The organism is Lentzea albidocapillata (assembly GCF_000719115.1).
In the GTDB taxonomy this organism is placed as follows: Bacteria; Actinomycetota; Actinomycetes; order Mycobacteriales; family Pseudonocardiaceae; genus Lentzea; species Lentzea albidocapillata.
This window is the reverse complement of sequence record NZ_JOEA01000023.1, coordinates 24,151-39,402: the sequence shown is the minus strand read 5'-3', so window position 1 is coordinate 39,402 and position 15,252 is coordinate 24,151. Positions and strand designations below refer to the sequence as shown.

Genomic DNA, 15,252 nt, shown 5'->3' with positions numbered 1-15,252 from the left:
GACGACCGGTTCGTCGTGTGCGCATCACCGCTCCGGTAACTCCAGGCCCCACCTGTAGGCCTGCAGAAGGCCGTTGTCGAATCCCGTTGCCGACGCCCACAGGAACAGCCGAAACCGGCGGTACAGCGCTTGCCCCCACCGCTCGACGACCTCGTCGCGGGCCGCGTCCAGCCGCCGGGCCCAGGCGCGGCACGTGAGCAGGTAGTTGCGGCGTTCGTCGTGGAGCCCGGTGAGCTGGAACGGTGACCTCGCGACCTCGGCGAGATACTTGTGCAGCAACAGGGGTGACGACTTGCCAGGATAGACAAACCGGGTCATGAAGGTCGACATCCGGTACCTCGATCGCATCGCGAACGCGTCCAGGTAAACCCTGCCGCCAGGACGCAGCAGCGTTTCGTATTGCAGGAGCGTGCGGCGGTAGTCAGGTAGGTGTTCGGTCACGCCCATGTTGACGATCGCGTCGAAACGCTGCTTCGTCCGGTAACTGAGAAAGTGTTCCCGTACCACCTCGACCGGCAGGTTCCGCCGTTCCACCAGTTCGGTGAGGTACCGCTCGGACTCGCCGGCGAGGGTAAGTGCGGTGACCCGGACGCCCCGCTGCCCGGCGTGTTCGAGGAACGCTCCCCAGCCGCCTCCGACCTCGAGCACGTGCGCTCCTTCGGTGAGCCCTAAGGACTCCAGCGCGATGTCCATCTTCCGCGTCATCGCGTCCTCGAGCGGGGTGTCGTCGTGTTCGAACGAACCCTGGGTGTAGCAGCGATGCCGGCGGTCCAGGAAGGTGAGGAAGAAGTCTGACTCGCGGTCGTAGTGCGCGGAGATCGTTCTTCGGTCGTGGGCGTTGCCCGTGCCGACCAGTGTCGGCAGATACCTCCCGATCCACGTCATGGGGTGGAAGTCGCGGAAGAAGCCACGCATGGCCAGGGCGGCGGTGAGGTCGCCTTCGATGTCGAGCCAGCCCTCCAGATAGGCGACGCCGATCTGGAACTGGTCGAGCGAGGCGAGCGCCTTCTCACCGCGGGTGTGGCTAGCGGCGAAGGTGAACCGAGGCTCGTCCGGGCCGACCTCGAACACCTTGCCGGACGCGGTGCGCACCGCGAACGAGGGGGCGGAGCGACCGGCGTAGTGGTCGCGATGGCGACGAGCGATTGGCGCGATCACGGCGTTGTCCTTCATGTGCCTCCTATCGTGTGCCGAAGGTCAGCGGCAGGAAGATCTGAGCGGCGGTCAGGAGAACCGGGAGAACAGCGATCACCGCATAGGTGGAGAAGGACGCCGTGCCCAGCCGGAGCGGCCGGATCCGCGCGGCTCGGCACCGCTCCAGCTCGGCGATGTAGGGAGCGGCGTTCTCGACATCGGACTCGATGTCGATGCCGCGATCCGCCATCAGGCCGGCGATCTGCTCGGCTCGGGCGTTGCGGGCGGTGTCCGCCGCCCGGCGCACGACCAGCCACGGCACACCGACGAAGAGCGGCACCAGAACGATGTAGACGACGACCAGCACGGCCACCCAGCCGTAGTTGTTGATTCCCAGTGAGGCCAGCACGATCGTCAACGTCAGCCCCAGCAGTCCGTTCGCCCACATCACCGTGCGGTACAAGGCGGCCAGGGGAGTCCAGCCGTACCGCCCGTCGCGGTTGAGCCAGTCGGCGGAGGGTTCCACCACGAAATGCATCGCTGCCAGCAGGTAGGTGGCGATCACACCGACCACCTGGAACGACAGGATGACGAAGATCGCGAACCAGGCCAGCACCCAGTAGAGGATGTGCCCGGCGAGGTGGTGCTTGCCCGCCCACCAGCTGGAGTACGCCTCACGTACCCAGACTGACTTTTCTTGCGGGCTCGCGCCGGCAGGAGCCAGCACGTGGAACATGTTGTTCTCCAGGCCGAGGATCAGAAGGATGGTGAGCACGAGCGCGGAGCCGCCCATGAGCACCAGCAGTCCCACGCTGCGCCGCTTGAGAACCTCCATCACCTTGATCACGATGGTGTTCAGGGCCTGGTCCTGGCCGACGCCCTGGATCATCCGGTCGACGCGGAGCATCTTCGACAACCTGTTCGACCGGGGCTCCTTCCGCGCGACGAGGACGCCGTTCTTGGCCAGTTTCGACAAGCACGTGGACATGTACTGCCAGTGCCGGTGCAGCAACACGGCGCCAGTGACCACGATTGTCGCCAGCAGCCAGCTGACGAAGTCGCGCATGAATGGGAAACTCGGTGACGAGCGCTCGGGGTGTGCGATGCCCAGAGTGCGTTTGACGTCAGCGACGACCTGGAAGTCGCCGAGGCCGCCGAACGTGCCTTCGAGCACGCTGGCGAGGATCAGCACGCCGGCCACGCCCACGCTCACCAGTGCGAGCCATCCGGTGTGGACTTTCTCGAGCTTCTGGTAGAGCAAGGCGAACTGGAACGGGTCGAGGTCGCTGGTGCTGATCTTCTTGGTCATGGCTACTCCGTGGCCGTCAGGAGCTGGGCCAGTTGTGCGGGGTTCTCTAGCCAGGGCCAATGGCCGCAGTCGCGGATCACCGACACCCTGGTGACGTTCATGATCTTCCGTAATCGAGCGATGTCGTCTGCGACGATCAGCCGGTCCCGGTCGCCGATGACGAGGGCCACCGGTTGTTCGACGGCGGAGAGCAAGCCGTGGTAGTCGATGGCGTTCGCGGTCAGCAGGATGCGCAACACGGCCAGGCTTCCGCTTCCGGTCAGCGATTCCACTAGGTGCTCGGTTGGTAGGGAGGCAGGCCTTGCGACGAACGGCCAGAGCGTGACCGCGCGGAGGGTCGCGGACGACGCGAGGGCTTTGAGCAGGATCTTGGGCGCGGGTGCGATGCCCGCCAGGAACTGGGCGAGTACCACCGTTCCCAGTCTCGGATACCGCAGCGTCAAGAACGGGTTCTGCGCGATCTCGGAGGCTCTCACCAGTGCGCCGCTCACCAGGACCAGGCTCTTCACGGCGTCCGGTCTCGCCGCGGCGAGACCGGCGGCGACCACACAGCTGATCGAGTGGGACACGACGACGCACCGGCCGACGCCGAGCCTACGGAGCAGGTCCGAGATCCGCGCGACGGCTGAGGCGAGGTCGAAGTCGCCCCGTCGCGTTCGGCTGAGGCCGAAGCCCGGCACGTCGACCGCGATGACCCGTACAGCCGGGCTGAGCAGACCGATGACCGGGATCCACTGTTCGAGTGATCCCCCGAGTCCGTGCACGAGCAAGTAGACCGCCCCAGTACCGCGCGGGTCCGTGTCGACGAAGCGGATGCCGTCTTCGACCCTTGTCGTGTACCGCATGGCCGTCTCCTCAACCGTTGTGCACGGTGGCGATGCCGACCGCCCTTTGCTCTTCGCGCCAGGCGGCCGGGCTGTTAACGCGAGCAGGACGAACGTGCGGAATGTCCACTTTGTGTCATTGATTCGACCGCTGGGTCCTTCAGTAGCGGTGCCCGCCCCCGTGGACAGAGGCGGGCACCACCGTTCCTCAGCCGCGGAAACAGCCGAGGAAGTTCCAGCGTCGCCACTGGTCGTAGGTGTAGAACTGGGCCCCGCCACAGGCTTCGACGCCCGAGGACGCGTTGACCATCTTGGTGTAGATCCAGTCTGCGGCGCCTGCGAACTCGACGCTGGCCCCTCCTGGATTCCACGCGGAGATGTGGAAGCCGAGGTTGCGGCCGGAGTAGACGATCTGCCGGTACCAGGCGGCGCGGCAGCTCGGTGAGTACCGCATCTCCGCGCGCCAGCTCGACTGGTTCTCCTGCTTGTACTCCTTGGCGATCTTCGTTACCGCGTCGTTGGCGCACCCCGTCGACTGCGGGTTCTGCCCGTGACACGACGGACCGACGCAGGGTGCCGCCGTCGCTGTGCCAGTACCGAACACAAGGGTTCCCATCATTGCCAGGACGAGGAACAGCACGTTCGGCGTCCGGCTCCGGATGATTAGCACATCGGCCTCCTTTTCTGTGCTCTGCGAACGTACGTAGCACTGAGCTGGTGCGTCATGACCGCCAAGCGGTTGTCATGTGAGCCAGTTCCGCAAAGGATCTGGTCCGTGTGCAGATCTCGATTTCGTCCGAAGTGGAATGTCGACCGGCTGCTTCTACCTCCGCGCCGTGCACTGATCGGTGGTGTAGCCGGAGCCGCTCGGGCTGGGCCGGGTGAAACAGCCCCGCACCGAGTACCGGAAGGACCACATGGCCGTCCAGCGCTGACCAGGGTCCGGGTCGACGAACTGCGCGGTGCCGCCTCGTACCTCCCAGGACGGCGCCGCAGGGTCCCACGGATCCAGGCAGTCACCACCGGTCGTCCGCACCCAAGCGGTGTCGCAGGACGGCGAGCGCCGCAGCTCCATGAGCGCGCCACGCAGGTACTTGTTATTCCGGTGTAGCGGAACGACGCCTCGTTGCGAGCGTCGTTCGCGCACCCGGCAGTCTGCGGATCCAGGCGATTGCAGTGGTTCGGCGCGCACCCTGCCGCCGAGCACCACGAGGTCGAGCGCTGCCAACGAGCGATGAGCAAGGCGCGAGCAATCCAGCCCTACGACTCGTCGATAGAAGAAGTCATCCGCTCGCTCTCATCGATAGCGCAGCGGGTGCAGGACGAAGTGAACGACGGCGTGCAGAACGGTGCCGAGCGACGGGCGCTTGCGGTTGGGATTGCACGCGGCGTCGCGGCACTCCGACCGAGGACTGGAACACCATGAACGGGCTGGTGATGATCTGCATGCAGTGGGACCTCGACCCTGTGGCTGCCGCGCGGCTGCTTGAATCCTTCTCGGATGGCTGACTCTGACTTCTGCTCCGCAGTCGCCTGCAGGACGTGCAGATCTGGAGTCATACCAACGTTAGTGACACTCGCAGCGCCCTTGGGGAGGCGTCCAGGCACGGCGACGGTGATGCCGGGTGGAAGGGGCGGATCAGTCGGCGAAGACACTTCGGTCGCACTGAGCTGGTTGACCCGAGCAAGCGGCGAGCGATCCGCACATCAGCTCCAAGCTCGCGGCGTCCGGGCACGACGAGCAGCAACCTGTTCCTAGCCGTTGATCTCTGGGTCGAGTCATTCTGGGCGCGACACCACACCACACCCCACCGCGACCCGATCGCAGCCCCTGGCTGTAGGTCCGTGCGTCGTCGGCAAGTACTCGGCGGCTTGATCAACGAGTACGAACCTGCTGCGGCTTGATACGCGGGTCAGGCCTATCGGCTGTGTTCTGACACCCCACAGGGCATCGGCGAGGTCCCCGCCCGCCTGTTCGCCGAAGAAGGCGCCTCCGTGGTGCTCCCCGCGCGCTACAACGCCTTGAGCCCGCTCGGCAGGATGGCCGAACCGCGTGAGGTGGCGGCCTGGCTGTTCAGCGACAGGGCATCGATGGTGAACGGGCGATCGTGCTCGTGGACGGGGGAGCGGGCGCGTAGCGTTGTGCGCCGTGAACGATCGTGCGGACGTGCCGGTCCGGATGCTGGACGAGGTGCGGGCCATCTGCGCCGCGCTGCCGGAGACGACCGAGCAAGCGGCGTGGGTGGGCATGCGGTGGAGCATCCGCAACCGCAGCTTCGTGCACGTCTTCACGGCGCATCCCGGTGAGACCGGGGCGTACAGCCGGGCCGCCGAACTCACCGAACCAACAGTGATCATGACGTTCCGCGCCCAGCCCGAGGAGTTCGACGCCCTGGCCGGAGCCGGGGAGCCGTTCTTCCGGGCGGCGTGGGGCAAGGACGTGGTCGGGCTGAAGGTGCTGCCGGACGTGGACTGGGACGAGGTGCGGGAGTTGCTGACCGAGAGCTACCGCGTGCTGGCGCCGGCGAAGCTCGTGAAGCTGCTCGGTTGAGCGGTCAGGGCTCGCGAGTGCTGGGGACGGCGGTCCACGTCCGCTCGTGGGATTGGCGGTGATCTCGGCGAATGCCTGGTTCACGGCGGCGGACGGTTGCTTGCGCGGGTGGTTCCTGGTCAGCAGGGCGGACATCGCGAAGGCGAGCGACTTGAACGCCACGTATTCCTTGGATCTGTCGGACGTCCAGGGAATGGTCAGGCTGTAGGTCCGTTCGTCGTCGGCGAGTACTCGGCGGTTTGATCAACGAGTACGAACCTGCGGCGGCCTAAGGCGCAGGTCAGACCGCTGAGCCTAGTTTTGGCACCCCACACCCCAGCGGTTCTGTCTGCCGGAGGGAGTCGGGGTGTATCCCGTGCGCCTCCGCTCGGGGCACACGGGGGTCGAAGTACCGCTGCTACGGGATCGGTCCCGGATGTGCGTGTTGAAGCAGGAAGTCCTTCAGTTCGCCGTAGACGTGCTCGGGGATGTCCGGCAGTTGTGACTCCGGCGCCAAGACCGTCCGCAAAGCGAACAGGCTGAATGCGTCGACCAGATCTTTGCTGCTCATCGCGTGCTCAGTCCTGCGGTCGAGCGCCGATATCTCGTGTTCCGAGACAGGTCCGCGCAATGGCGGGCCCCAGATCGTCGTCAAGCGATCGAAGCGTGGCCGAGATTGGCGTGCTCCTGCCATGTGGTGGATTTCAACCAGACTGGGAGGCCCGCGGAGCCGAAGAATCGGGCAGGATTTCCACCCCACAGCCAGGCCTGCGTGCGGATCGGTTGCAGCCGGCGGAGGTGAGCTCGACATTTCGGCACCCCAACCGCGGTCTTGAGCGGCAAGCGGCCAGGGCGTCATGTTGTGGTGGCGCCGTGCATTCGTTGAAGCAGTCCACCTGTTACCCAGTGTGACCAGAGTCGTGATCGCGCAGGGTGGGTGGCTTGATCGGAGCGCACTCGCTGGTCGGGGTGGTTTTGTGCTGCGTTCGGGTGAATTTGGCGAATGGAGTTCAACTGATCGTAACGACCCGGCGGCTGACTTCGATCATCAGCACACGTTGTGGTTTGACTGTCAGACCGCAGAACATCAAAGGCTGAACGGGGCTTTTTTGGCAACGCGCTTGACCTCGCTGCTGCGCAAGGCACGGTTGACGAGCGGACGGACAGAGGACGTGCGTGGGGTTCTTTCGGAGGCTCGTCTTCCCTCGTCTGAGTCTGCGGCTCTCGCGATGCTGGGCCGCGCGCGTGTGGCCGGTGAGCTGACGTTGTCCCCCGAGGGGGACTTCCAGCTGCTTTCAGCGGACGGCGTGGCGAGCGAGCCGCAGAGTTACCCTGCCGCAACGGGTACGGAGCGGAACCGGTCGGGAAGCCAAGAGGCATCGGTTCCGACGAGCGAGAACGCTGCCGTTCGCGTCGTGGTCGTCGATCTGGAAACCGCCGTTCGTGCTCGAGTCGATGACGGAGGTGCTCTGACGCGCCGCATCTGGCAGATCGGTGCGGTGCGAACCGGGGAGGACCGGCGATGGGTTGAGGCCGCCACCAGATTCGAAAGATTCGTGGAGTTGCCGGACGGCTACGACGTTCCGCTGCATTGTCGTGCACGGCACAGCGGGAAGGCGATCTCTGCCGACGTCGCTTTGCCGGAACTCGTCCAGTGGCTGGACGGTGCCGACGTTCTGGTCGCGTACAACGGGGAACAACTCGACTTTCCCGTCCTGGACGAGGCACTGGCCTCGGTCAAGCAAGAGATTCCCGCTGTGGAGCGAGTTGACGGTCTCTATCTCGCTCACTGTCTTTGGCCCGCTGCTCGAAGTCATCGGTTGGCTCAACTCGCGGATGAGATCGGGGTAGTGCGTCCCGGTCGCGCGCACGATGCGACGAACGATGCCGTTCTGCTGGCCGATCTGCTGGTGGCCGGTGCACGTGAACTTGCCCAAGTCGATGGGGCGCTGCGCGAACTCGTGCGACTGGTCGGCAGGGACAGCCCGGCTTGGCGATTGCTTCTGGGGTTGCGGCCCAGCCCGCCTGCCGATGGTGGTCACTCGAGCGTCGCGGAGATCAGCGCGCTCCTCAGCGACCTGCTTGGCGGCCAGGCCCCTCGTCGAGGTCCGGTGCCCTCGGCGCTGAAGGTTCCGGAGGAACTGCTCGACGGTCAGCGGGACGTCACGCCGGCGGCACTCGCTCAGGCCCTGCACCGGCGCCGGATGGAACCACGACCGGCTCAGCAACTGGTCGCCGACGCCATCACGTCGGCCGCGCGGGCAGGCCGACCGGTGCTCGTCGAGGCCCCGACAGGCACCGGCAAGAGCCTGTCGGCTCTCGCTGCCGCGCTCAACTGGCTCGCCGCCGATCCTTCGCACCGCACGATTATTTCGACGCACACCAAGCAGTTGCAGAACCAGCTCGCGAACGAACTCGCCCGGTTGTCGAGCCAAGTGCCAGGTCTGCTGGAAACAACCGATGTCGTCAAAGGGTCGAGCAACCGCCTGAGCCTGCGCGGCCTCGTCCACACCCTCGCCGACGCGACAGGGTCCGAACCGAGCGCGGCCGCGCCGCCGGCCAGGTTCCTCCAGAAGCGGCGCTTCCGCGAGTTGCTGATCTTCCTGCTGTTCCGCCTCGTCCATCCGGAGAAGAGCAAGACGTACCGCTGGATCGCACACAGCGTCGACCCCGTCGATCTTCCGGCCTTCTTCCAGTCCTACTGCGGTACCGCGCTGCCACTGTGGACGACCGGCCTGAGCCAGTCAGCGCACGGCGAGTGGCGCGATCCGAAGGTGACACCACTCGCCAGCCACACCGACGAAGTGTGGGAAGCGCTGTCCGCACATCGTCTCGTCATCGCCAACCACGCGCTTCTCCTGACGCACTGGGAAGATCTGGCAGCTCGCGCCGACGCGACGTTGCTGATAGCCGACGAGGCACATGCTCTTGAGGACGCGGCAACAGACGCGTTGTCCGCCGCTCTCTCCGCCGATGACGTCGACGACGCGCTTGCCACGCTGACCCACGTTCTCACTGGTCTGCGCTCGACCAGCCTCACCGTCGCGACGGATGCCGCGGTGGCGGAGCTGTCGCAGTGGTGGCGCCAACGACGATTTCGCACCGCCCTGTCCGGGATGATGGACGCCCGAGCAGGGCAGGCCCAGGTCGGAGCGCGAACGCTAACCTTGGCCAGCCCGCACACCGGTGCCCGGGCGGCGCGTGACGCACGAGTCATCAGCAGGATCCTGAAAGAGTTCGCCGGTCAGCTCGGACGGGTGCTCGCACAACTCGGTTCCTTGCTGGACGCCGCCCGTCCGGTGGTGGACGTCTTCGACCTGCAACGGCTGGCGGCCGCTCGGCAGCGACTGTCTTCCTTGCGTGAGAACGCGGAACAGCTCCGGGATACGGTGGACGGCCTGGTACCCGCCGAACCGGAACAGCTCGCCCTCGAGTCGGGGGAGGAGGCCGCCCGGCGCCCAGCAGTGCCTGACCGCGTCGTGTTCGCCGGGGAAGACGGTCAAATCGACAGGCGTGGTCTCGCGCACTACCGCGTCACCGTGACCGCCAGCCCTATCGAACTCCCGAACGACCAGACGTGGCAGAGCTTTCTGGCGTCCTTCACACGAATGGCTCTGCTGTCGGCGACGTTGACCGTCGCCACCCCCGGAGCCGACCGCTGGACCTACACGCGGTCGCGTCTGGGAATGCACCACGCCGACGCCGTCGAGTTGCCAGGGCCGTTCGACTACCGCGAGCAGGCCCGCCTCGTCGCGCTGTCGGACTTCCCGTCCTGGGCGGAGCAGCCTCGGCAGGCGATGCGGACGGTGGCACACCAGATCGCCGGGTTCACCCGTGAGGTGACCAGGACCGCCGAGCCGGACAACCTCGCGTTCGATGACGACGGACCGTGGATGCACGGGGCGATGGTGCTGACGACGAGCCGGAACGCCGCAGGTGGGATCGCGGACGAGTTGACCCTGCTGCACGCCGGGGACGGCCGCTCGGTACCGGTGCACAACCAGGTGTTGCTCGGTACGGCGAGGGCGGTTGCGGAGTTCACCGGCGATGAGTCCCACCACGGCGGGGTGCTGGTCGGTACGCGCGGGCTCTGGACCGGCGTCGACGTGAGCGAACCGGGTCGCAATCACCTGGTCTGGATCAACAAACTGCCGTTTCCGGTCTTCACCGCCCCGGTCGTCGCGGCCAGGCGCGAGTCCGTGCGGAGAGCCGCTGAGGACCAAGGGCTGGACGATCCTGACAACCACGCCAACGCGACCTACTACTTGCCGCTGGCCGCTCTGGATCTGAGGCAGGCGGTCGGCCGGCTGATCCGCAACCACTCGGGGCGCGGTGTCATCGTCATCAGCGACCGCAAGCTGTCCGGCGACCTCCCGTTGCGCCGCCTGTACCGGGAGGTCTTTCTCGGAAGCCTCGACGCGGGGTTGCTCGTGGCCGATCCGGACACCGGCGAGGTGGCCGGGGGCAACGTGCTGACCATGCGGCAGGCGTGGGCACGGATCTGGCCGTTCCTGGCCGAGGTCGGTGTGCTTCCTCGGCAGCGGCTCTCCGAACTGACGACACCGGAAGCTCTCGACAGGCACACGTTGCTCCCGGCGACGCTCGCGATCCGTGACCTGGAGATGTCCGAGGAGGAGGTCGCGGTACACCGAGCCGAGGGCACCTTGGAGGAGGAAGTCGTCCGGCGCTGCGAGAAGGTGGCGGGGTTGCTCGCAGGCGAGCCCCGCACGTTGAGAACCGAACAGCGCACCGCGATCGAGGCTGTCGCGGCCGGACGTGACAGCCTTGTGCTGCTGCCGACCGGCTACGGCAAGAGCTACTGCTACCAACTGCCCGCGCTCGTCCTGCCGGGAGTCACGGTCGTGATCAGCCCGCTGATCAGCCTGATGCACGATCAGGCGCTCGGCCTCAACCACACGATCGGCGGCGCGGTGCGCGCGCTGGTGGCGAGCCTTCCCGAGTCGGTGAGCCGGACTGGACGCACCGAGGTGGTGGAAGCGCTCGGCGGCGACACCAGACACGGCATCAAGATCGTTTACGTGAGCCCAGAACGACTCTCACAAGCTCGTTTCCGGCAGGCACTGCGTCGCGGAATCGAGTCCGGGGCCTTGTGCCGCGTCGCGATCGACGAGGCACACACCTATGTCCAGTGGGGCGACGACTTCCGCCCCAGCTTCCGCCGTGCGGGCGCGTTGCTGCGCGAGTTGCGTTCGAGCTCGCCGGGCAAGTTGGTGCTCCAAGCCCTCACCGCCACGGCCACCCCCACGGTCGAGGCATCACTGAGAGACGAAGTTCTGGCAGGGCTCGTGCCGGGGATCGACAGTCCCGAAACGGGAAGTGCCGCGGATCTGGTGGTTGTGCGAGCGAACCCGATCCGTCCGGAACTCACGTTGGGGCGCCGCGCGGCACGGCGCGGCAGCGGCACTCGGAAGTCCGCGGCCGCACTGGCTGAACAGATCGTCGATGCGGAAACCGGGCACACCATCATCTACTGCCTCACAGTCCGCGAGACGGACTGGTTGCACGCGCACCTGCGCGACCACCTCGACGGGCGCCGTGTCGTTCTGCGGAAGTTCCACGGCCGCCTCGCCGAGGTGGATAAGGCCGCAGTCAGCCTCGAGTTCAAGGAAGCCGGCAAGGTCGAGTCCGGGGCTGACCGCGTGGTGGTCGTCGCGACTTCGGCATTCGGCCTGGGCGTCGATCGAGCCGATGTCCGCACGGTCTTCTGCGCGAGTCCGCCGACGGACCTCGCCGCGCTCTACCAGCAACTCGGACGCGGAGGCCGCGACGTCGCGGGCAAGAAAGCCGGCGAACTCGAAGTAACGACCCACGCGCTGGCTTACGCGACCTCGCGCAGTCTGGGGACCGCGGAGTGGATGGCCCAACTCGACCTCGACCCCGCTGTGCTCAGACGGCTCGGTGTCGCTGCCGTGCACTCCGCGCGGGCTGGCCGTTTGGACGCCAGTTCGATCGTGACGACGCTGCTGCGGCAGGACGTTGAGGCTGGCAGGATCACCGCCGCTCAGGCGAAGGATCCGCGGAGACGAGACGAGTGGACCGTCGGACTGACGCGTGCGGTTGCCGCACTCGCTGATCTGGGAGTGATCACTGACGGCGGTGACGTTCCGGCGGTCGTCTCGGTGAGACCGGGAACGCGGCCACCGGAGACAGAACTCGGCCGAGCAGTGGCGAACGCTGTCACGGCCTTGCCGCTCAGGGGCAGCGACTGTTCGCAGACTGCTGCTCCGTTGGAGGAGTTGCACGCCTGTCTTGCGAAGAATCCAGCCTGTGCGGCCGCAGGGTTTCTCGAGGCCGCTCTTGGGCTCGCGGAGCTGTGGTTGTTGTTGTGCGACATGCACGACAGCGCCGCGCTGGACGTGTCGCAACGCCCCAACGACCGGATGCTCATCGCGGCAAACCTGGTCGACACCGCGACGAGTGCGAGCGCCTCCGTCGACTTGCCTGCCACCTACATGTCCAGAGTGCAGGGAAAGCTCGCACGCGCACGTACCGAAGCAACCCACCTGCACAGGTTCTTCAGCCGGGAGCGCGTCTGTCTGAACCGCAGGCTCGCGGAGTACTTCAGCGTCGACATGCCCGCCGAATGCTGTTCGAGCGATCGCGTCCGGTGCTCCGTGTGTGCGGGTGCCCTCGATGGACCTGGAACCACTGCCGGCACCCCGTTGGACGCGTTGGTGTACGGGAAGCTGCAACCGGATTCGGTGGACCCCGCGACTCGAGCGGCACGGCTGGACGACAGCGTGTCCCGGCTCGTCGCCTCGGCGTACAGGGGGCTGACTCCACGGGTGATCACTTCAGTGCTCAACGGCAAGGACCGCGAGTGGGTGGCGACGATCTCGTCCTGGCGTCCTGTGCCGCGGTGGCTGCGAGACGTGCCTCAGTTCGGTCGGCATCCCGACGCCACCAGAGGAGAAGTCGGTCGCGCGATTGACAGATTGGTGATGGCCAACGTGCTGATCGCAGAAGAACACCTCGTCAGGACGGTCGCGAACGTCACTCAGGGTGAGAAGAGGAGAAGGGGAACGTCATGACCACGTTTTCTCCGGTGCGAACGGGCGTGCTTCCTGCCGGTCTCCTGACGGAGGACCTCGGCGGCCACCCGGAGACGGTCGCTTTCCTGAGAGAACTGGCACGGGTACGGCGCCTGCCTCTCAGCGTCCCTCTCGCGTTCAACGCCCTCGCCTTCAGGTTCGATCTGGACCGGGGGAAGTACACCTCCGATCTGGTCGAGACGGGTGAACTTCCCGTGATCGCCGCGGACCAGGTGATCGCCCCGATGCCAGTCGGCGCCACCGCCCGGCTCGACACCGGCGGCGAGCCCGTGCTGTGCGAGGTCGTGTTCCGGCACGGGGAGCACCCGGCCCTCGACCCTGACGGCAAGTGCCCGCCCTGGTTGTCCGGCGCTCCGGCAGCGGCCGTCGGCCCCGGCCGAGCCGAGGGCGCGGGGAGAACCGCGGAAGGTGTTGTGCTGAAAGAACGTCTGGTGGTCGACGCGACGGCACTTGGTTCTGGGCAACCGAACCGGCTGAGAAGACTGTTCGGCGGGACGCTGAATCCCGATGGTCACCTGGTCGTGAGATCGGCCTACGTTGATGACGAACAGGCCGAGCTGGACGATGTCCGGCTCTTCGTCTCCCACTTGCTCCGGCAACGCACCGCGGAAGTGCGTGAGGCGTTGCGCCCGGTCGGTCCTGTCGCCGATGACCACAAGCTGGCGGACACCTTGCACCGCGTGTTCGACGCGCTCGCCACCCTGCTGGACGCGACCGGTCTGCTGCGATGGCGCGAGATGTACCTGCATCCCGAGACGTACGAACAGTGGTTCGCCGGGGACGAAGACACCCGCGGTGTCGATCCCGCTGACGTCGACCAGTTCTCCCGGCTGCTCGCGAGTGCGTGCCTGCCGGTCGAGGGGCGTCGTTTCGGCGGTGTCGCGGCGCGACCTGCCTACCTGGCGATCGGTCCCGCGCTTCGCGAATCGATCCGTGATCCCGAGGATCCCGATCTGCCGACTGACGCGTTGCGCGGACCACGGTACGCAACGACACTGGTGTGCGCACAGCTGTATCTCGTGGAGAAGTTGTCTCAAGGGCAACCTGGCGTGATCACTTTGCGCGGCAAGGAGGTTCACGTCCGACTGGACGACGCTTGGCAGGGTGCCGGCGTATGGCGAGCCGAACTGTCGGAGTCGATCGCCGGCGAGCTGAGGGACCAGGTCGACCTGCCGCTGGCACTGGGGTGGCTGGGATCGGCGGAACCGGCGAGGGTCGAACACGAGGAGTCCACAAGCGACGAATCAGCTGAACTGGGCGCGATTCCGAGCCCCCGCTTCGCCGAAGCGGACACTGAGGAGCTGCTCGAGCAGTCGGACGGCGTTGTGGCGCGGGATCGCTGGGTGGACGACACGACGCTGGCGTGGCAGTTCTACCTCGGACCCCGGCACAGCCGGGGCGGCGTTCTCCCGCTGACCCCCAAAGTCGCCGAGGAGATGCGTGCCGTGCTTCCACCGGAAGGGGATCTCCAACTGGACATCAGTCATCCCGGCACCGAACTCGATCCGGCACACCGCCGTCAGCGGGTCAGGTTCGACGGTCGCCGGCTGCACGGTGTTCAGTGGCCGGACAGCATGTTTCTCGGCATCCGACTCACCGCGTCCTGGTGCGCGGACAGTTTTCAGGTTAAGGCGACCAGCACGGCTTTGGAGACTCCTGTCGACGTCGAGGGCATTCCGATCGACTACGAGTTCGATGCCGCTGTTCTTCTGCGTTATCTCGCGGATCCCGTTGATCTGGAGGACACCGGCGAGGTCCTCTCGATGCCGGTGCTGAGAGGCATGTTCAGCCGCCTGGGGCTGCGCGTCGGACAGGGCGCACCGGAGCTGTTCGTTCCACTGACGACTCTGGTGCGGGAGGTGACGACCAGGGCCCAGTCGATCTGTGTGCCGGTTCCGACTGTGCAGGCTGTTTGTGCGGCTGTCGGCGAGCTAGTGGCAGAAGAGGGAACCGTCCGGGTGGACTGGCGTGTCCTGCTGAGCAACGACGACGGCCAGGGGGACTGGCTGACGCCCAGGAGACGATGTGAGCCCGATTGGGAGTGGCAGGCGGACTCGTGCAGCCGGGCTGAGCCCATCGCGGCCGACCTGGCCGTCGTGCTGAGCCTGCACCCGTCGCCCGCCGACCGCCCGTGCCGGGCGCCCGCTCTGGACAGCGGGGTGTCCCGGTCCGACGAGGACTTCCTCCGCCGGGGTCATCTCCGCTCGTTGCCCAGCGGTCGTTCGCCGAAACAACGGGAGCTGGCGATCAGGTACGCCAAGAGCATCGGCCTGGATCCGGCCACCATCTCGCCCCAGATCACCTATGTGAGCGAATCAGGTTCCAGTGCGCGGAAACGAAGTGTCCACTCAGTCGGCTGACCGCGGAGACGTCCTGTTCGAA

At 66.4% G+C, this 15,252-nt stretch carries 10 protein-coding genes; 3 read left to right on the top strand and 7 right to left on the bottom strand.

The window, feature by feature from the left end:
* Nucleotides 1-24 precede the first annotated feature (24 nt).
* The 5 genes from IG04_RS0133510 to IG04_RS0133490 all read right to left on the bottom strand — a co-directional run bounded on the left by IG04_RS0133510 (nucleotide 25) and on the right by IG04_RS0133490 (nucleotide 4,342).
* Entirely contained in the window at nucleotides 25-1,158 is a 1,134-nt protein-coding gene (locus IG04_RS0133510) for a class I SAM-dependent methyltransferase (protein ID WP_245816732.1), read from the bottom strand.
* Nucleotides 1,159-1,180: 22 nt separating this feature from the next.
* Nucleotides 1,181-2,443, bottom strand: a complete 1,263-nt coding sequence (locus tag IG04_RS0133505; RefSeq protein WP_030480755.1) for a hypothetical protein — start codon at nucleotides 2,441-2,443, stop codon at nucleotides 1,181-1,183.
* A 2-nt stretch (nucleotides 2,444-2,445) separates the two neighbouring features.
* On the bottom strand, nucleotides 2,446-3,288 hold the full coding sequence (locus IG04_RS0133500; RefSeq protein ID WP_030480754.1) for an alpha/beta fold hydrolase: 843 nt from the start codon (nucleotides 3,286-3,288) through the stop codon (nucleotides 2,446-2,448).
* A gap of 187 nt (nucleotides 3,289-3,475) precedes the next feature.
* Nucleotides 3,476-3,937 (bottom strand): DUF2690 domain-containing protein, encoded by a 462-nt coding sequence (locus IG04_RS0133495; protein ID WP_030480753.1) that lies wholly within the window; start codon nucleotides 3,935-3,937, stop codon nucleotides 3,476-3,478.
* Between the two features lie 153 nt (nucleotides 3,938-4,090).
* On the bottom strand, nucleotides 4,091-4,342 hold the full coding sequence (locus tag IG04_RS0133490) for a hypothetical protein (RefSeq protein ID WP_030480752.1): 252 nt from the start codon (nucleotides 4,340-4,342) through the stop codon (nucleotides 4,091-4,093).
* Nucleotides 4,343-5,416: 1,074 nt separating this feature from the next.
* Here IG04_RS0133490 and IG04_RS0133480 point away from each other — a divergent pair.
* On the top strand, nucleotides 5,417-5,818 hold the full coding sequence (locus IG04_RS0133480; protein ID WP_036016477.1) for an MmcQ/YjbR family DNA-binding protein: 402 nt from the start codon (nucleotides 5,417-5,419) through the stop codon (nucleotides 5,816-5,818).
* 397 nt (nucleotides 5,819-6,215) lie between these two features.
* On the opposite strand, the gene IG04_RS46795 is transcribed toward IG04_RS0133480, so the two are convergent.
* Nucleotides 6,216-6,368 carry a hypothetical protein gene (locus tag IG04_RS46795; RefSeq protein WP_157513041.1) on the bottom strand — a complete coding sequence of 51 codons (153 nt, stop codon included), beginning with the start codon at nucleotides 6,366-6,368 and terminating at the stop codon, nucleotides 6,216-6,218.
* Between the two features lie 724 nt (nucleotides 6,369-7,092).
* Nucleotides 7,093-7,839: a hypothetical protein gene (locus IG04_RS48360; protein ID WP_245816731.1), complete on the bottom strand. Its 747-nt coding sequence runs from the start codon at nucleotides 7,837-7,839 to the stop codon at nucleotides 7,093-7,095.
* Between the two features lie 69 nt (nucleotides 7,840-7,908).
* Between IG04_RS48360 and IG04_RS0133465 the strand changes: the two genes are divergently transcribed.
* The gene (locus IG04_RS0133465; protein WP_051771190.1) at nucleotides 7,909-12,849 is read left to right on the top strand and encodes a DEAD/DEAH box helicase; all 4,941 of its coding nucleotides are present in this window, start codon (nucleotides 7,909-7,911) and stop codon (nucleotides 12,847-12,849) included.
* Complete coding sequence (locus tag IG04_RS0133460; RefSeq protein ID WP_030480749.1) at nucleotides 12,846-15,230, top strand: hypothetical protein; 2,385 nt, start codon at nucleotides 12,846-12,848, stop codon at nucleotides 15,228-15,230. Before IG04_RS0133465 ends, IG04_RS0133460 begins: the two co-directional genes overlap by 4 nt.
* Nucleotides 15,231-15,252: the final 22 nt, after the last annotated feature.